Below are 15,661 nucleotides of genomic sequence, written 5' to 3' on the forward strand. Positions count from 1 at the left end.
ATGAAACCGCAAGCCGAGTCGCGCAGTACCTATCCGTACTTCCAGCCGATCACCACGCGTTGGATGGATAACGATGTCTATGGCCACGTTAACAACGTTGTCTACTACAGTTACTTTGATACCGTGGTGAATACCTACCTGATCCGGCAGGGCGTGCTCGATGTCACGTCGGGCGACACGATCGGGCTGGTGATCGAGACGCAGTGCAACTACTTCTCGTCGCTGAGCTTTCCCGAGACCGTGGTGGCCGGCCTGCGCGTGGCAAGGCTGGGTACGTCGAGCGTGCGCTATGAGGTCGGGCTGTTCAGCGGCGACAACGAGACCGCCGCCGCGCAGGGGCATTTCATCCACGTCTATGTCGATCGCGCCACGCGCCGGCCGGTGCCGTTGCCGGAGCCGCTGCGCGAGGCGCTGCTGCCGTTGGTGATGACCGACGCGGTGACGGGCGGGCAAGGGGAAGAACGGGGCAACAGGAGATGAACAAGATGTCCCACGAGGTGCAATTCGGTTCGCAGGATGCCGTGGACTGCGTGGATCGCGCGATCCTGACGCGGCGTTCGGTGCGGGCCTTTCTCGATACGCAGGTGTCGCGCCGGACCGTCGAAGAAATCCTGGCCGTAGCCAGCCGTGCGCCGTCGGGCACCAATACGCAGCCGTGGCGCGTCTATGTGCTGTCCGGCGAGGCCAAGGCCAAGCTGTGCGCCGATGTGCTGGGCGCTTACGAAGACCCCGAGCGCGACAGCAAGTACCTGGAAGAGTATCCGTACTACCCACGCGAGTGGGCTGATCCCTACTTGTCGCGGCGGCGCAAGGTGGGCTGGGACCTGTACGGGCTGCTTGAGATCAGCCGCGAAGACAAGGCGCGCATGCATGAGCAGCACGCGCGCAATTTCCGTTTCTTCGATGCGCCGGTGGGGATGATCTTCACCATCGACCGCATCATGGAGCAGGGCAGCTGGCTGGACTACGGCATGTTCCTGCAAAGCATCATGGTCGCCGCCCGGGCGCGCGGACTTGATACCTGTCCGCAGGCGGCGTTCACGCAGTTCCACAAGATCATTGGCAGCCACCTGCGGCTGCCACCGGAGGAAATGGTGGTATGCGGCATGTCACTGGGTTTTGCCGACCCGGAAGCGATCGAGAACCAACTGATGACGGAACGTGAGCCGGTCAGCGGGTTCGCGCGTTTCCTCTCATAGCAAAGTTTGAGAAAAGTTTGTATCAATGTGTAACGATGAGTGCCGATATACAAGACGACGTCCGTGTATTGGCTGGGAGTGTTCCAAGGGGCAGCAAGGTGAACCCGGGTACGCCTGGGGCAAGCCAGAGGCGGTTCGCATGCAAACGTGACCTTTTGGTTGCTTTTTCCACAATGTGGAAATGTTTGCAAATCGAACTTTAAGGAGCGTCTGTAAGTCTTTAATCTTGCTAACAATTTCTTTCTTTCCTACACTAGCGCCATTCCTATGCGCTGAACGAATCATGTTCCGGTCTGATTCCATTTTTTCCAGATTCTTCGGCTCCGCACCCCTGTCCGCTGTTGCCACTGCGGTCCTGGTATCGGTGTCGATGGTCGCGGCACCTGTGGCCGAAGCGGCCACCAAGTCCGCAACTACCCAAAAAACGTCCAAAAAGCAGGCAAAATCGGTTAACGCCGAGAAAAAGAGTGCTTCGAAGGCTGTTGCCAAGAGCTCGCGTAGCGGCAAGGTTGCCAAGCGCGAAGCAAGCAGCACACGCAAAGTGGTGGTGCTGAAAAATGGCAAGCGCCATACCGTCGTGGCCCAGCGCGCCGCACCCGTGCGCGCCGCCTTCACCCCGGCCAAGCCGTCGCTGGGCGAAGCCATGGGCTTGCGCGACACCGACGACGCGCTGGCACTGCGTTCCAGCGTGGCACTGGTGATGGACCAGAACTCCAACGAGGTGCTGTTCCAGAAGAACGCCAGTGCGGTGCTGCCGATCGCTTCGATCACCAAGCTGATGACCGCGCTGGTGGTGATGGACGCCCGCCTGCCGATGGACGAAGTGCTGACCATCTCCGAGGAAGACCGCGACACCGAAAAGCACAGCGGCTCGCGCCTGCGCTTTGGTACGCAGCTGACGCGCCAGGAGCTGCTGCTGCTGGCGCTGATGTCGTCTGAGAACCGCGCTGCGTCGGCGCTGGGCCGCAACTACCCGGGCGGCCTGCCGGCCTTTGTCCAGGCGATGAACCGCAAGGCCCGCGAGCTGGGCATGAACGACAGCCACTTCGTCGATTCCAGCGGGCTGTCGAGCAGCAATGTGTCGAGCGCGACGGACCTGGTGCGCATGGTCAACGCGGCGTACCGCAACCCGACCATCCGCGAGTTCTCGACGCAGACCGAGCATGAGGTCAACGTGCTGGGCCGCACCCAGCACTACGTCAGCACCAACCGCCTGGTGCGCGGCGGCAACTGGGAGATCGGCCTGCAGAAGACCGGCTTTATCTCCGAAGCCGGCCAGTGCCTGGTGATGCAGGCCAAGGTCCAGGGCCGCAACGTGGTGATGGTGTTCCTGGACTCGGCCGGCAAGCTGTCGCGCTTTGCCGATGCCAACCGCGTCAAGGACTGGCTGGAGCATGCGCCGTCGCCATCGTCGCCGCAGCGTGGTTTCCCGTCGTCGCCGAACCTGACACAGGCTCCGGGCGGCGCGCACGCGATCCTGGCTTCGCAGCAGTCGCGCGGCATCTGATACGGAATGCCTGACCGGAAAAAAACGCGCCGTGCCACGGCGCGTTTTTCTTTCTGGCGGCCGCGGCCGTCAGAGCAGCTTGCCTGGGTTCATGATCCCGGCCGGGTCGAACACGGCCTTGATCTCGCGCATCAGCCGCAGTTCCAGCGGGTCCTTCATGGCCAGGAAGGCATGGCGCTTGAGCTGGCCGATGCCATGCTCGGCGCTGATGCTGCCGCCGTAGCGCATTACTTCGTCCAGCACCGCGTCGGTCACCGCATCGCCTTGCGTGGCCGCCCAGTCCTTGGGCGCGCCGGCCGGGCGCGAAAGGTTGTAGTGCAGGTTGCCGTCGCCGAAGTGCCCGAAGATAAAGGGCCGGATGGCGGGATCGAGCCCACGCAGCCGCGTTTCCATCGAGGTCATGAAGGCCGGGATCTGCTCGATCGGCAGCGAGATGTCGTGCTTCAGGTGCGGGCCGTCGGCGCGCTGCGCCTCGGAGATTTCCTCGCGCAGTTTCCACAGCGCCTGCAATTGTGCGAGTGAGGCAGACACGGCTGCATCGAGGCACAGCTCGCGCTCCAGCGCTTCGCCGATAACGCGTTCGAGCAACGCGTTCAGCGCATCTTCGTCCGTGGTGTCGGCCAGTTCCACCAGTACGTAGGCGGGGTAGCGTTGCGCGAACGGCTCCTGCACGCCCTCTGCGTGCGTGAGCACCAGGTCCAGGCAATCGCCGGTAAAGAATTCGAACGCCTGCAGGCGCGCGCCGCATTGCTCAAACAGCAGTTCATAGAGTGCCAGCGACTGCGCCGGCGAGGCCACCGCCGCCAGCACCACACTGCGCGTGTCGGTGCGCGGGAACAGCCGCAGCGCGGCCGCGGTGATTACGCCAAGCGTACCTTCGGAGCCGACCAGCAGCTGCTTCAGGTCATAGCCGGTATTGTCCTTGCGCAGCGTGCGCAGGCCATGGAAGACCTCGCCGTTGGGCAGCACCGCTTCCACGCCCAGCACCAGTTCGCGCGCCATGCCATAGCGCACCACGTTCACGCCGCCGGCATTGGTCGCAAGGTTGCCGCCGATCTGGCACGAGTCTTCGGCGGCCAGCGACAGCGGCAGCAGCCGGTTGGCGTCTTGCGCCGCGCGGCGCAGGTTGCCGAGGATGCAGCCGGCCTCGGCAACCATGGTGTTGGCGATGGTGTCGAGCGAGCGCACCGCGTTCATGCGGTCCAGGCTCAGCACCACGTTCCGCGCCTGTGCATCGGGCGTGGCGCCGCCGCACAGGCCGGTATTGCCGCCGCGCGGCACCACCGGCACCGCGGCCTGCTGGCACAGCGCCAGCGCGCGCGAGACTTCGTCCACGGTGCGCGGCCGCAGCACGGCCTGGGCCTGGCCGCGATAGATGCCGCGCCAGTCGGACAGCCACGGGGCGATGTCGTCGGGGTTGGTCAGGACGGTGTCGGCGCCGAGGGCCTCGGTGAGCCGCTGGGCGAATTGGCCGGTTTGCATGATGGCGGTGTCGTCTCAGGAAAGGGAAGGGGAGCTGGCTGCGTGCGCTGGCGACGCTTCATCGGCGCGCGCGCGCAGCGCCAGGCCAAGCCGGCGCGCCGCGCATTGCAGGTGCATCACCGCGGCCGCGCGGGCGGCCGCGGCATCGCCACGGCGGATGGCATCGACGATCGCTTCATGCTCGGCATGCACGGTCTCGGCCAGGCCTGCCTGGCGCAGCGTATTGGCGCGCGCGGTGGCCACGGCCTGATGCAGCTGCAGGTTCAGGTACTGCAGCAGCTGGCGGTAGTAGGGGTTGTGCGTGGCGGCGGCAATGCCGATATGGAAGGCGGCGTCGATATCGGCCGCCGGCTGCGGGTCATAGAGATGAGCGCGCAGCCGCTGCAGCAGTGCACTCAGTGCGGCCACGTCCACATCGGTGCGGCGCACGGCGGCCAGCGCCGCGGCGGCGCCTTCCAGGTCGATGCGCAGGTCGTACAGGTCGGCCAGCCCGCTGGCGTCGATATCGGGTTCGCGTGGCAGCTGGAATCCCGCCGCGCCGGTACGCGAGCGCACCGTGCAGCCGACGCCCTGGCGTGACTCGACGAAGCCCTGCGAACGCAGGTGCTCGGTGACTTCGCGGATCACCGCGGCGCTGACGCCGTACTGCTCGGCCAGCTGCCTGCCGGTCGGCAACCGGCTGCCGACCGGGTAGGCGCCGCTTTCGATATCGGCGCGCAGCTGGCGGGTGACCTGTTCGGTGAGGGTGACGGCACGGGTTCGCATGGGAGCCGATTATAAGGTTTGCTGGTTATCTGAAAACTAAGGGTAAACCATTGAATTGAGATGGCCGCAGCCCCAAAGCAAAACGCGCGGGCTGCCATGATGGCAGCCCGCGCGTTGGCGGTGGCCGGCGATTCGGTCTTCAGGCGGCGGCTTCGGTCACGTAGCCCATGCCGCGCGAGATTTGCAGCGCCGTGTCCTTCAGGTTTTGCAGCCAGCTGTCCTGCAGCCGGTCGGCCGGCGCCGACAGCGACAGCCCGGCAACCAGCCGGCGCGAGTCGTCATAGATGCCGGCGGCAATGCAGCGCACGCCCAGTTCCAGCTCTTCGTTGTCGCGCGCATAGCCGTTGGAGCGCACCCAGCTGAGCTCCCGCTCGAGCTTGGTCAGGTCGGTGATCGAGGTGCGCGTATGCCCGGCCAGCCCGGTGCGGGTGGCGTAGTTGCGCACGCGCGCGGCTTCGTCCGCGGCCAGGAACAGCTTGCCGACTGAGGTCAGGTGCAGCGGCGCGCGGCCGCCGATGGCGCGCACCACCTGCATGCCCGAGCGCTCGCTGTAGGCGCGCTCGATGTAGACGATTTCATCGCCCTGGCGCACCGACAGGTTCACGGTCTGGCCGGTGACGCGGTGCAGCGCGCGCATCGGCGCCAGCGCCGCGTCGCGCACCGACAGGCGTGCCTTGACCAGGTTGCCCAGTTCCAGCAGCCGCATGCCGAGCCGGTAGCTGCCGGGATCGGAACGGTCGACAAAGCGGCAGGCCACCATGTCGTTGAGGATGCGGTGGGCGGTGGAGGGATGCAGCCCCGTGGCCAGGGACAGCTCTTTCAGGCTGACCGGGTCGGCGTGCTGCGCGAGCGCGTCCAGCAGGGTCATCATGCGCTCGATGACCTGGATGGACGTCTTGCCGGGTGACTTGTCTGCGTCGGACATAGATGGAAAAAAGAGAAATGTTGCCTTGCGGCATTTTTAAGCGTCTGCCTGATTCTATCTCGCATTGTGAAAATTTCAATAGGTGAAATGACATTACCGTAAGAATCGCCCGGTGATGTTGCTCCCGGAAGTGATGTGCATTGCACCGGATTCACGCCCTTGCTGAACGGTTTGTGCGCCACGTGCGACGCAAACGCGCATAATTGCGGGGTTTCGGGGTCTGGAGAAGTCGACAATGCGAGTTGGTCTGTTCGCCACCTGCCTGGTGGACCTGATGCGTCCGGAAATCGGGTTTTCGGTGCTCAAGCTGCTGGAAGCCGCCGGCTCCGAGGTCATGGTGCCCGAGGCGCAGACCTGCTGCGGCCAGCCGGCCTACAACTCGGGCGAGCGCGCGGTGTCGCGCGACCTCGCGGAGAAATTCCTGCGCGAGTTCGAGATGTTCGACTACATCGTGGTGCCGTCAGGCAGCTGCGGCGGCATGATCCGGCAGCATTACGGCGACCTGCTGCACAACGATCCCGAACTCAACGGCCGCTACGAGCGCCTGCGCGGACGCGTGTTCGAGCTGACGGATTTCCTGGTCAACGTGGCCAGGGTGCAGACGCTGCCGTCGTCGTTCTCGGGCCATGTCACCTACCACGATTCCTGTTCCGGCCTGCGCGAGCTGGGCGTCAAGCAGCAGCCGCGCGAGCTGCTGTCGCGGCTGCCGGGCGTGCAGCTGACCGAAATGAAGGATTGCGAAGCCTGCTGCGGTTTTGGCGGCACCTTCTCGGTCAAGTACGGCAATATCTCGACTGCGATCGTCGACGAGAAGTGCGCCAACATCAAGGCCAGCGGCGCCGATACGGTGGTGCTGGGCGACCTGGGCTGCATCCTCAATATCGAAGGCCGCCTGCGCCGCACCGGCGACAGCAGCACGCGCGTGCTGCATATCGCCCAGGTGCTGGCGGGCGACGCCTGACATCCGCTGAAATCCGGGGAATCGCCACGATGCAAGTCCACAGCATGGAATTCAAGGCGCGCGCCGGCCAGAAGCTGGCCGACCAGCGCCTGCAGCAGAACCTGAAGAAGCTTTCGACCAAGTTCGTCACGGCCCGCGCCGACGCGATCCTCGACATCGACTTCGACGCCACGCGCGAGGCACTGAAAGAGCGCCGCAACCGCGCGCTGGAAAACCTCGACGTCTGGCTCGCCACCTTCGAAGAGAACGCGACCAGGCGAGGCGCCACGGTGCTGTTTGCCGAGACCACCGCCGATGCCGCGCGCCTGGTGGCCGAGATCGCGCAGAAGCACGGCGTGAAGAAGGTCATCAAGAGCAAGTCCATGGTGACCGAGGAAATGCGCCTGAACCAGGTGCTGGGCGAGATGGGCGTGCAGAGCATCGAGACCGACCTGGGCGAATACATCCTGCAGATCAACGACTCGGAACCGCCGTCGCACATCATTGCGCCGGTGGTGCACAAGGACAAGGACGAGATCGCCGACCTGTTCGCCAGGGTCCACCACAAGCCGCGGCTGACCGAGATCCCGGAGATGACGCGCGAGGCGCGCGAAGTGCTGCGGCCCGAGTTCCTGAGCGCCGACATGGGCGTCACCGGCGGCAACTTCATCATTGCCGAGACCGGCTCGGTGGCGGTGGTCACCAACGAGGGCAACGAAGGCATGTGCACGGTGCTGCCGCGCGTGCACGTGGCCGTGACCGGCATCGAAAAGGTGCTGCCGACGCTGGAAGACCTGGCCACGGTGATGCGCCTGCTGCCGCGCTCGGCCACCGGCCAGGCCATCTCGAACTACTTCTCGCTGCTGACCGGCCCGCGCGCCGAGGGCGAGCGCGACGGCCCCGAGCATATGTATTTCGTGCTGGTCGATGGCGGCCGCACCGGGCTGATCGGCGGCGACTTCCAGGAGATGCTGCGCTGTATCCGCTGCGGCGCCTGCATGAATCATTGCCCGGTGTACCAGAAGATCGGCGGCCATGCCTATGGCTGGGTCTACCCGGGCCCGATGGGCAGCGTGCTGACGCCGAGCTATGTCGGCCTCGCCAATGCGATCGACCTGCCGCAGGCGGCGACCATGTGCGGCGAGTGCAACCGCGTGTGTCCGGCCTCGATCCCGCTGTCCGACTTGCTGCGCAAGCTGCGCGAGAAGCAGATGGAGCGCGGGCTGCGCCCGTGGCAGGAACGCTTCGCGCTGCAGGTGTGGGGCTACGTCGCCAAGCGCCCGGAGCTGTACGCCTTTGCCACTCGCATCGGCGCCTGGCTGCTGGGCCGCATGGGCGGCAGCAACAAGCTGATTGCCAGCCTGCCGATGGCGGGCAAGGGCTGGACCGAAACCCGCGACATGCCGGCCCCGTCGGGCCGCACGTTCCGCGAACTGTACAAGGAAAGGAGGGCACGTTCATGAGCGCAACCAACCGCGAAGCCCTGGCGCGCATGCGTGCCGCACTGGACCAGCACCTGGCGGGATCGATGCCCGCCGCCGACCTGGTGCGCGCCTGGCGCGAAGCCGGCAGCGGGCTGGCGCTGCCGCCGGTCTACGGGCAGGCGATGGAGGAGCTGCTGCGCCGGATGGAGATGTCCGCGGTGTTTGCGCAGGACAGCTGCTCGTTCTCCAGCACGGCGGTGACGGAGCAGATGGGGCGCTGGCTGGACAAGGCCGCGACGGTCTGACGCCAGCCACTCAGCGCGTCAGCGCTTCATCATCGCCGTCAGCGTATCGACGAATTCCAGCGACAGCCGCGACAGCGGCTCGGTCTGCATATGGAAAATCTGCACTGAGGCATTGACCTTGGTGCGCACCGGCACCGCGAAAATATTGGGCCAGGCCGCGCCAAACACGGTCATGGCGTCGACCAGCGCGATGCCGGCGCCGGCCTGCGCCAGCGCGCGCGCCACATGCGCCTGTTCAACCTGGACGCGCATATCGGGCTGGTCGCCCTCGTTGCCGAACATCTCATGCACCAGCAGGCCGAACGGGACGTCCGGCCCGTAGCCGATCAGGTCTTCGCCGATCAGGTCGGCCGGGCGCACCCACTTGCGCGCGGCCAGCGGGTGCCCTGCCGGCACCAAGGCCACGATCGGGTTCTTCACCAGCAGTCGTGCTTCCAGGTTGGGATGCACCAGCGGCATGTTCGACACCGCCAGATCCACCTGCCCCGACAGTACCGCGCGCAGCATATTGCCCGGAATCTGCGTACGCACCACCACCCGCACCGCCGGGTGCGCCGCGCGGAAGCCGGCGATTGCACGCGGCAACACGGTCTGGCCCAGGTTGGGGCTGCATGAGATGCGCAGGCTGCCGGTGCGGTTGGCGGCAAGGTCTTCGGCGATCTCGTTGACGCGCTCGATGCCTTCGTAGACCGCATTCACTTCCCCCAGCAAGCGCCGCGCCTCCGGCGTGGGGTAAAGCCGTCCCTTGGTGCGGCGGAACAATTCCAGTCCAAGGCGTTGCTCGGTGTGCGACATCAGCCGGCTGATTGCCGGCTGCGACACATACAGCAGCTTGGACGCACCGCTGATCGAGCCGGTCAGCATGACCGCGCGGAACACCTCGATCTGGCGCAGGTTCATTTTCATGGCATTAACCTGATGTTAAGGCTGGCGGACATATAAGCATATGACAGTCAATGGCGCCATACCTACACTGAATTCCATCGAAACACGCCGAGCCTTTGCAACGCAGGCACGGCACCACATGGAAGCGCGGCGGCCGCGATGCGGTGCAAGAGGCACCGGCAGTGTGCCGGCATAACCCTGGAGGAAAGGACTGTATGAGCGACATCCATCTCACCTATCTCAACGGCAAGGACATCGCACGCCTGGAAATGGCCGACGCCGAGATCCTGGACGCGGTCGAGCAAGCACTGGTGGCGCAAGGCAACGGGCAGACCGTGATCGAGCCGCGCGTGCACCTGATTCCCGACCCCGCCTTCAACGGCCACTTCAATGTGCTGCGCGGCTACGTGGCGCCGCTGGGGCTGGCCGGCGTCAAGATCGTGGGTGACTTCGTCGACAACTACAAGCTTGGCCTGCCATCGGAAATGGCGATGCTCAACCTGTTCGATCCGCGTACCGGTGCTCCGGTGGCGATGATCGATGCCACCTTCATCACCGATGCGCGCACCGGCGCGCTTACCGCGCTCGGGGCAAAGCACCTGGCGCGCCGCAACAGCAAGGTGCTGGGCCATATCGGGGCGCGCGGCACTTCTTACTGGAACGTGCGCCTGCTCGACAGCCTGTTCGACTTCGACGAGATCCGCGTGCACTCGCGCCGCCCGGAAAGCCGCAATGCCTTCGCCGCGCGGCTGGAGCGCGATCTCGGCAAGAAGATCGTGGTGACCGAAGACTGGGAGTCATGCGTGCGCGATGCCGACATTGTGGTCGAGGCTTCGCGCCTGGAGCGCCCGACGCCGATGCTCAAGACCGAATGGATCAAGCGCGGTGCCTTTGTCGTGCCCTACGGCACCATGAGCGCGGTCGAGCTGTCGCTGACCGACATCATGGCCAAGCTGGTGGTGGACGACTGGGGGCAGTGCAAGGGGGGCATGTTTGGCTCGCTGCGCGCGCATGTGGAAGCCGGCAAGCTGTCGGAGCAGACGCTTTATGCCGAACTGGGCGAAATCGCCGCAGGGCGCAAGCCGGGCCGCCAGAGCGATGACGAGACCAACCTGTTCTGGCACCGCGGGCTGTCCCTGAGCGATATTGCGCTGGGCCACGCCATCCTGAAGAAGGCCGAAAGCCGCGGGCTGGGCCAGAGGCTGGTCTACGCATGATCGCCAACGCTCGCATGTACTCGGTGAGCACGCCGGCCGGGCAGGCATGGCGTGCGCTGCTGGCGCACGTGGCCGAGTGCGCCGGCGTGGACCTGCCGTATGTCGAGCACGCAGCACCCGCCCCGGTCAGCGCGCTATGGGCGCGGCCGGATTGTGGCTGCGTGTTCATGTGCGGCTATCCCTATGCCAGCGCGCCGGCCTCGCCGCAACTGCTGGCGGCGCCGGTGCCGTCGCTGCCGCGCTACGGCGGGCGCCCGGTGTATTTCACCGAGTTCATCGTGCGCGCCGATGCATCGGCGCAGACGCTGGCGCTGACCTTCGGCGGACGGCTGGCATGCATGCTGCCTGAGTCAAACTCGGGCTACAACGCACCACGCCACCACCTGATGCGGCTGGCGCCGGCGGGCACGCGCGCGCTGTACCGGGCGACCGAGGTGACCACGCCGACGCCGCGCGAAGTCATCGAAGCGCTGATCGCCGGGCGTGCCGACGTGGGTGTGGTCGACAGCTACGTGCTGGACCTGCTGCGCCGCTTCGAGCCCGCGCTCGTGGCGCAGCTGAGAACGCTGGAGGTCACCAAAGCCGCGCCGATCCCGCCGCTCGTGGCCGCGGCGCAGATCGATCCGTGGCAGAGCGCGCGCGTGCGTACTGCGCTGCTGACGCTGCATGAAGACGCAGCGGGGACGGATCTGCTGGCCATGTTGGGGCTGGCACGCTTTGCCGCGGTGCGGCCCTCCGACTACGCAGTGTTGCCCGCCATGGCGCGCGAAGCCGACCAGGCGGGATTTGCATTGACCGATGCCGGCATGCAGCCGTCTTGAACCGGTGCACGATAACCAGACTGCCGGCGCGGTGGGGGAGCCAAGCCTGATAACTGCCGAATAGGGGAACTGTAATGATTTCCACTGTGAAACCCGCTGTAGAACATGCTGTAAAGCCCGCCGTACGAGCAGATCTGCGGCGTATGGCCATGCGTTGCGTGCTCGCCTGCGTGGCGGCCTGCGCGCCGTGGCTCGCGGCCCCGCCCGCGCTTGCCCAGCCGCAGGGCTATCCCGCCAAGCCGGTGCGGATCGTGGTGCCGTTTGCTGCCGGCGGCCCGGCCGATGTGCTCGGCCGGGCGGTTGGCGAGGGCATCGCCAAGGCCACTGGCCAGAGCGTGCTGGTCGACAACAAGGCCGGCGCGGCGGGCACCATCGGCGTCGACATGGTGGCCAAGGCCGCGCCTGACGGCTATACCCTGGCCGTCGTACCGGTGGGCAATATTGCGGTGAACCCCACGCTGATGCCTAATCTCCCGTACAAGCCGGCAGACCTGGCGCCGGTGGCAATGCTGGCCACCGCCGAAAACGTGCTGGTGGTCAATGCGGCAACGCCGGCCCGGTCGCTGGCGGACCTGCGCAAGCTGGCCACGCAGAAACCGGGCGAGCTGAGCTTCGCGTCGCCCGGCGCGGGCAGCCAGGCCCACCTGGCGGGCGAGTTGCTGCAGCTCGATGCCCATATCAAGCTGAACCACGTCCCGTACAAGGGCATCAGTCCGGCGATGACCGATGTGGTCGGCGGCCAGGTGACGATGATGTTCGCGCCGCTTTCCGTGGCGTTGCCGTATATCCGGGCCGGCAAGCTGCACGCGCTGGGGGTTGCCAGCGCCAGACGTTCGGCGATCCTGCCCGAGGTGCCGACCATTGCCGAACAGGGATTCCCGAAGTTCGAGGCGGTTTCCTGGTACGCGTTGATGGCGCCGGCCGGTACGCCCGCGGAAATCGTGCGCAAGCTCAGCCAGCATGTCGATGCCGTGCTGGCCGACGCCGCGCTCAAGGAAAGACTGGCCACGCTGGGCATGGCGGCGGCCGGCGGCACGCCGCAGCAGCTTGCCGCTGCCATCCAGAAGGAAAGCACGCGCTGGGCCGGCGTGATTCGCCAGCGGAACATCACGATCGATTGAGGGTTGAAGGCGAGGTAGCGCTACTAGCCGGCGCACATATCAAAACAAAACGGGGAGCCGAAGCTCCCCGTTTTTTAATCGCTACAGGTCTTCTTCAACCCAGCAGCAGCGCGTCGTCGTCCAGCTGCTCGTGGCGGGTCTGCTCGAACATCTTCAGCAGGTCCGGCACATCCAGCCCCTTGCGCTTGTCGCCGGACACGTCCAGCACCACCTGGCCCTGGTGCAGCATCACCGTGCGCTGGCCGTAGTCCAGTGCCTGGCGCATGCTGTGCGTCACCATCATCGTGGTCAGCTTGCTTTCCTCGACGATGCGCGCGGTCAGCTCCAGCACGAAGGCGGCGGTCTTCGGGTCCAGCGCGGCGGTGTGCTCGTCCAGCAGCAGGATGCGCGACGGCTGCAGCGAAGCCATCAGCAGGCTCACCGCCTGGCGCTGGCCGCCGGAGAGCAGGCCGATGCGGTCGGTCAGGCGGTTTTCCAGGCCCAGGTTGAGCAGGCGCAGCTTCTCGCGGAACAGCTCGCGCGAGGTGCGGTTCAGCGCCGGGCGGAAGCCGCGGCGGCTGCCGCGGGCCATGGCCAGGGCCATGTTTTCCTCGATCGTCAGCGCCTCGCAGGTGCCGGCCATCGGGTCCTGGAACACGCGGGCCACCAGGTGGGCGCGGTCCCATGCGGGCTGGCGCGTGACGTCGGTATCATCGATGGTGATGCGGCCCGAGTCGACCATCTGGTCGCCGCTGATCGCATTCAGGAAGGTCGACTTGCCGGCGCCGTTGGAGCCGATCACGGCCACGAACTGGCCGCTGGGGATCTCCAGGCTGAGCCCGCGCAGCGCGCGGGTCTCGATCGGGGTGCCCGGGTTGAAGGTGAGTTTCAGGTCTTGTGCGCGCAGCATCTCAGGCGCCTCCGTTCTTGCGGGCGAACAGCTTCTTGCGGGTTGCCGGCAGCACCAGCGCGATCGTCACCAGCGCTGCGGTCACCAGGTTCAGGTCCTGCGCCTTGAGGCCGATGAAGTCGCTGTTCAGTGCCAGTGCGATGAAGAAGCGGTACAGGATGGCGCCCAGCACCACGGCCAGCGTGGTCCAGATCAGGCGGCGTGCCGGCAGGATGGTTTCGCCGATGATCACCGCGGCCAGGCCGATCACGATGGTGCCGATGCCCATGGAGATATCGGAGCCGCCCTGGGTCTGCGCGAACAGCGCGCCGGCCAGTGCCACCAGCGCATTGGACAGCGCCATGCCGGCCAGCGTGGCGCGGCCGGTAGGGATGCCCTGCGAGCGGGCCATGCGCGGGTTGGCGCCGGTGGCGCGCATCGCCAGGCCCAGCTGCGAGCTGAAGAACCAGTCCAGGCCGACCTTGGCCACCACCACCACCACGAGCAGCACCAGCGGGCGCAGCACGTAGTCAGGCAGCCATTCGGGCTGCAGGATGGTGAACAGCGTGGGCTCGGTGATCAGCGGCACATTGGGGCGGCCCATGATGCGCAGGTTGATCGAGTACAGCGCGATCATCATCAGGATACTGGCGAGCAGATCCATGATCTTCAGGCGCACATTGAGCCAGCCGGTGATGGAGCCTGCCAGCGCGCCGGCAGCGATCGCCACGGCAGTGGCCATGAACGGGTCCTGGCCGGCGGCGATCAGCGTCGCGGCGACGGCGCCGCCGAGCGGAAAGCTGCCATCAACGGTCAGGTCGGGAAAGTTGAGGATGCGGAAGGAGATCAGCACCCCGAGCGCCACCAGGCTGAAGATCAGGCCGATCTCCAGGGCGCCCAGAAGGGAAAAGAGGGACATGGGGGAATCCTGTTGCAGGGGCTGGCGGCTGCCTTGGCGCCGCCTTCGGGGCGGGTGGGCCGGCACGCCCGTGTGGGGCTGCCGGCTGCCTCGCCCTGTTCTGTCCCGTCGGGCCGGATAGGCCCGACGGGCACCCGCCGTCTTGCGGCGGCAGGGGGCAGTGCTTGGCTGTTGCTTACTTGATGACCGTCTTGGCTTCCTTGACCAGCTCCGGCGACAGCGTGACGCCTTGCTTGGCGGCGGCGCCCGTGTTGACGAACAGTTCCAGGTTGTCGCTGGTCTGCGAGGCGATCGCGCCCGGCTTCTCGCCCTTCAGGATGCGCACCACGACCTTGCCGGTCTGGTGGCCCAGGTCGCCGTAATTGATGCCCAGCGCGGCCACGGCGCCACGCTTGACGCTGTCGGTATCGGCGGCAACCAGCGGGATCTTGGATTCGTTGGCGACCTTGACCAGGGACTCATACGCCGACACCACGTTGTTGTCGGTGTTGGTGTAGATCACGTCGACCTTGCCGATCAGGCTCTTGGCGGCCGGGCCGATGTCAACGGTACGCGGCGCGGCGGCTTCCTTGAGCGTCAGGCCGTCCTTGGCCAGCAGCTCCTTCAGTTCCTTGACCACGACCACCGAGTTGGCTTCGCCCGGGTTGTAGACCATGCCCACGGTCTTGGCCTTGGGCACCACGCGCTTGATCAGCGCGACCTGCTTGTCCAGCGGCAGCTTGTCCGACACGCCGGTAACGTTGGTGCCCGAGGCCGACCAGCTCTTGACCAGCTGCGCGGCGACCGGATCGGTCACGCCCGAGTACACCACCGGCACGCTCTTGGTGGCGGCAACCACGGCCTGGGCCGACGGGGTGGCGATGGCAACGATGGCGTTCGGGTTGTCGCCGACGAACTTGCGGGCGATCTGCGCTGCGGTGCCGGTGTTGCCCTGGGCGCTCTGGTATTCCCACTTCAGGCTCTTGTCGGCGTCATAGCCGGCGGCCTTCAGTTCGGCGCGCACGCCGTCGCGGATGGCGTCCAGCGCGGGGTGGTCGACGATCGACAGCACCTTGACGGTCTGGGCCTGCACGGCGCCGCCATACAGCAAGGCCAGCGCCACGGCGCCGCCCAGGATCGACTTGGTTGCTGCGAGACCCTTGATGGATTTCATTATCTGTTCTCCCCCGAAACTCGGTTCTGGATTGGATACGGCCGCGGATGGTTCGGTCCGCTGTCCTGGCCCGTGCGCATGCTGGCGCACAGTGCCGGTCCGGGCGGGCGCGGCGGCTTCCTGCGGCTGG

The 15,661-nt window shown here is 66.2% G+C and carries 16 protein-coding genes; 9 read left to right on the forward strand and 7 right to left on the reverse strand.

Features of this window, described 5'->3' with window-relative positions; translation table 11 throughout:
* From AC3WVS_RS23345 to pbpG, 3 genes are all read left to right on the forward strand, one after another.
* The gene (locus AC3WVS_RS23345; RefSeq protein WP_492320517.1) at window positions 1-480 is read left to right on the forward strand and encodes an acyl-CoA thioesterase; all 480 of its coding nucleotides are present in this window, start codon (window positions 1-3) and stop codon (window positions 478-480) included.
* Entirely contained in the window at window positions 477-1,199 is a 723-nt protein-coding gene (locus AC3WVS_RS23350; RefSeq protein WP_492320518.1) for a nitroreductase, read from the forward strand. The genes AC3WVS_RS23345 and AC3WVS_RS23350 overlap by 4 nt, the downstream gene beginning before the upstream one ends.
* A 283-nt stretch (window positions 1,200-1,482) precedes the next feature.
* Window positions 1,483-2,706, forward strand: coding sequence for a D-alanyl-D-alanine endopeptidase (gene pbpG, locus AC3WVS_RS23355; RefSeq protein WP_492320519.1), 1,224 nt, complete (start codon window positions 1,483-1,485; stop codon window positions 2,704-2,706).
* Window positions 2,707-2,775: 69 nt separating this feature from the next.
* Here pbpG and AC3WVS_RS23360 read toward each other — a convergent pair whose 3' ends face one another.
* The 3 genes from AC3WVS_RS23360 to AC3WVS_RS23370 form a co-directional block, all read right to left on the reverse strand.
* Window positions 2,776-4,188, reverse strand: coding sequence for an FAD-binding oxidoreductase (locus tag AC3WVS_RS23360; protein ID WP_492320520.1), 1,413 nt, complete (start codon window positions 4,186-4,188; stop codon window positions 2,776-2,778).
* 15 nt (window positions 4,189-4,203) lie between these two features.
* The gene (locus tag AC3WVS_RS23365) at window positions 4,204-4,953 is read right to left on the reverse strand and encodes a FadR/GntR family transcriptional regulator (protein WP_492320521.1); all 750 of its coding nucleotides are present in this window, start codon (window positions 4,951-4,953) and stop codon (window positions 4,204-4,206) included.
* Between the two features lie 139 nt (window positions 4,954-5,092).
* Entirely contained in the window at window positions 5,093-5,878 is a 786-nt protein-coding gene (locus tag AC3WVS_RS23370) for an IclR family transcriptional regulator (protein ID WP_013956405.1), read from the reverse strand.
* A 235-nt stretch (window positions 5,879-6,113) separates the two neighbouring features.
* Between AC3WVS_RS23370 and AC3WVS_RS23375 the strand changes: the two genes are divergently transcribed.
* The 3 genes from AC3WVS_RS23375 to AC3WVS_RS23385 are packed head-to-tail and all read left to right on the forward strand — an operon-like array spanning window position 6,114 to window position 8,547.
* On the forward strand, window positions 6,114-6,839 hold the full coding sequence (locus tag AC3WVS_RS23375) for a (Fe-S)-binding protein (RefSeq protein ID WP_492320522.1): 726 nt from the start codon (window positions 6,114-6,116) through the stop codon (window positions 6,837-6,839).
* 29 nt (window positions 6,840-6,868) lie between these two features.
* On the forward strand, window positions 6,869-8,281 hold the full coding sequence (locus AC3WVS_RS23380; protein ID WP_492320523.1) for a LutB/LldF family L-lactate oxidation iron-sulfur protein: 1,413 nt from the start codon (window positions 6,869-6,871) through the stop codon (window positions 8,279-8,281).
* On the forward strand, window positions 8,278-8,547 hold the full coding sequence (locus tag AC3WVS_RS23385; RefSeq protein ID WP_492320524.1) for a hypothetical protein: 270 nt from the start codon (window positions 8,278-8,280) through the stop codon (window positions 8,545-8,547). Before AC3WVS_RS23380 ends, AC3WVS_RS23385 begins: the two co-directional genes overlap by 4 nt.
* Window positions 8,548-8,565: 18 nt before the next feature.
* Here AC3WVS_RS23385 and AC3WVS_RS23390 read toward each other — a convergent pair whose 3' ends face one another.
* Window positions 8,566-9,453, reverse strand: a complete 888-nt coding sequence (locus AC3WVS_RS23390) for a LysR family transcriptional regulator (protein WP_492320525.1) — start codon at window positions 9,451-9,453, stop codon at window positions 8,566-8,568.
* Window positions 9,454-9,647: 194 nt separating this feature from the next.
* Between AC3WVS_RS23390 and AC3WVS_RS23395 the strand changes: the two genes are divergently transcribed.
* The 3 genes from AC3WVS_RS23395 (at window position 9,648) to AC3WVS_RS23405 (ending at window position 12,591) form a co-directional block, all read left to right on the forward strand.
* The gene (locus AC3WVS_RS23395) at window positions 9,648-10,649 is read left to right on the forward strand and encodes an ornithine cyclodeaminase family protein (RefSeq protein WP_492320526.1); all 1,002 of its coding nucleotides are present in this window, start codon (window positions 9,648-9,650) and stop codon (window positions 10,647-10,649) included.
* Window positions 10,646-11,470 (forward strand): phosphate/phosphite/phosphonate ABC transporter substrate-binding protein, encoded by an 825-nt coding sequence (locus tag AC3WVS_RS23400; protein ID WP_492320527.1) that lies wholly within the window; start codon window positions 10,646-10,648, stop codon window positions 11,468-11,470. The genes AC3WVS_RS23395 and AC3WVS_RS23400 overlap by 4 nt, the downstream gene beginning before the upstream one ends.
* Before the next feature lie 143 nt (window positions 11,471-11,613).
* Window positions 11,614-12,591 carry a Bug family tripartite tricarboxylate transporter substrate binding protein gene (locus tag AC3WVS_RS23405; protein ID WP_492320528.1) on the forward strand — a complete coding sequence of 326 codons (978 nt, stop codon included), beginning with the start codon at window positions 11,614-11,616 and terminating at the stop codon, window positions 12,589-12,591.
* Window positions 12,592-12,685: 94 nt separating this feature from the next.
* Here the strand turns inward: AC3WVS_RS23405 and AC3WVS_RS23410 are convergent, their stop codons facing one another.
* From AC3WVS_RS23410 to AC3WVS_RS23420, 3 genes are all read right to left on the reverse strand, one after another.
* Window positions 12,686-13,480 carry an ABC transporter ATP-binding protein gene (locus AC3WVS_RS23410; protein WP_011615050.1) on the reverse strand — a complete coding sequence of 265 codons (795 nt, stop codon included), beginning with the start codon at window positions 13,478-13,480 and terminating at the stop codon, window positions 12,686-12,688.
* A 1-nt stretch (window position 13,481) separates the two neighbouring features.
* Complete coding sequence (locus tag AC3WVS_RS23415) at window positions 13,482-14,378, reverse strand: ABC transporter permease (protein ID WP_492320529.1); 897 nt, start codon at window positions 14,376-14,378, stop codon at window positions 13,482-13,484.
* A gap of 175 nt (window positions 14,379-14,553) precedes the next feature.
* Window positions 14,554-15,531, reverse strand: a complete 978-nt coding sequence (locus AC3WVS_RS23420) for an ABC transporter substrate-binding protein (RefSeq protein ID WP_035815710.1) — start codon at window positions 15,529-15,531, stop codon at window positions 14,554-14,556.
* Window positions 15,532-15,661 lie beyond the last annotated feature (130 nt).

The sequence above is a fragment of the Cupriavidus sp. CPT47-8839-RL05A genome (genome assembly GCF_058792255.1).

What these genes read in the sequence shown, in the direction of transcription:
- AC3WVS_RS23380 (WP_492320523.1), top strand. Translation starts at nt 6,869, where the DNA reads ATGCAAGTCCACAGCATGGAATTCAAGGCGCGCGCCGGCCAGAAGCTG.
- pbpG (WP_492320519.1), top strand. Translation starts at nt 1,483, where the DNA reads ATGTTCCGGTCTGATTCCATTTTTTCCAGATTCTTCGGCTCCGCACCC.
- AC3WVS_RS23420 (WP_035815710.1), bottom strand. Translation starts at nt 15,531, where the DNA reads ATGAAATCCATCAAGGGTCTCGCAGCAACCAAGTCGATCCTGGGCGGC.
- AC3WVS_RS23385 (WP_492320524.1), top strand. Translation starts at nt 8,278, where the DNA reads ATGAGCGCAACCAACCGCGAAGCCCTGGCGCGCATGCGTGCCGCACTG.
- AC3WVS_RS23375 (WP_492320522.1), top strand. Translation starts at nt 6,114, where the DNA reads ATGCGAGTTGGTCTGTTCGCCACCTGCCTGGTGGACCTGATGCGTCCG.
- AC3WVS_RS23395 (WP_492320526.1), top strand. Translation starts at nt 9,648, where the DNA reads ATGAGCGACATCCATCTCACCTATCTCAACGGCAAGGACATCGCACGC.
- AC3WVS_RS23410 (WP_011615050.1), bottom strand. Translation starts at nt 13,480, where the DNA reads ATGCTGCGCGCACAAGACCTGAAACTCACCTTCAACCCGGGCACCCCG.
- AC3WVS_RS23390 (WP_492320525.1), bottom strand. Translation starts at nt 9,453, where the DNA reads ATGAAAATGAACCTGCGCCAGATCGAGGTGTTCCGCGCGGTCATGCTG.
- AC3WVS_RS23365 (WP_492320521.1), bottom strand. Translation starts at nt 4,953, where the DNA reads ATGCGAACCCGTGCCGTCACCCTCACCGAACAGGTCACCCGCCAGCTG.
- AC3WVS_RS23400 (WP_492320527.1), top strand. Translation starts at nt 10,646, where the DNA reads ATGATCGCCAACGCTCGCATGTACTCGGTGAGCACGCCGGCCGGGCAG.
- AC3WVS_RS23370 (WP_013956405.1), bottom strand. Translation starts at nt 5,878, where the DNA reads ATGTCCGACGCAGACAAGTCACCCGGCAAGACGTCCATCCAGGTCATC.
- AC3WVS_RS23415 (WP_492320529.1), bottom strand. Translation starts at nt 14,378, where the DNA reads ATGTCCCTCTTTTCCCTTCTGGGCGCCCTGGAGATCGGCCTGATCTTC.
- AC3WVS_RS23405 (WP_492320528.1), top strand. Translation starts at nt 11,614, where the DNA reads ATGGCCATGCGTTGCGTGCTCGCCTGCGTGGCGGCCTGCGCGCCGTGG.
- AC3WVS_RS23345 (WP_492320517.1), top strand. Translation starts at nt 1, where the DNA reads ATGAAACCGCAAGCCGAGTCGCGCAGTACCTATCCGTACTTCCAGCCG.
- AC3WVS_RS23360 (WP_492320520.1), bottom strand. Translation starts at nt 4,188, where the DNA reads ATGCAAACCGGCCAATTCGCCCAGCGGCTCACCGAGGCCCTCGGCGCC.
- AC3WVS_RS23350 (WP_492320518.1), top strand. Translation starts at nt 477, where the DNA reads ATGAACAAGATGTCCCACGAGGTGCAATTCGGTTCGCAGGATGCCGTG.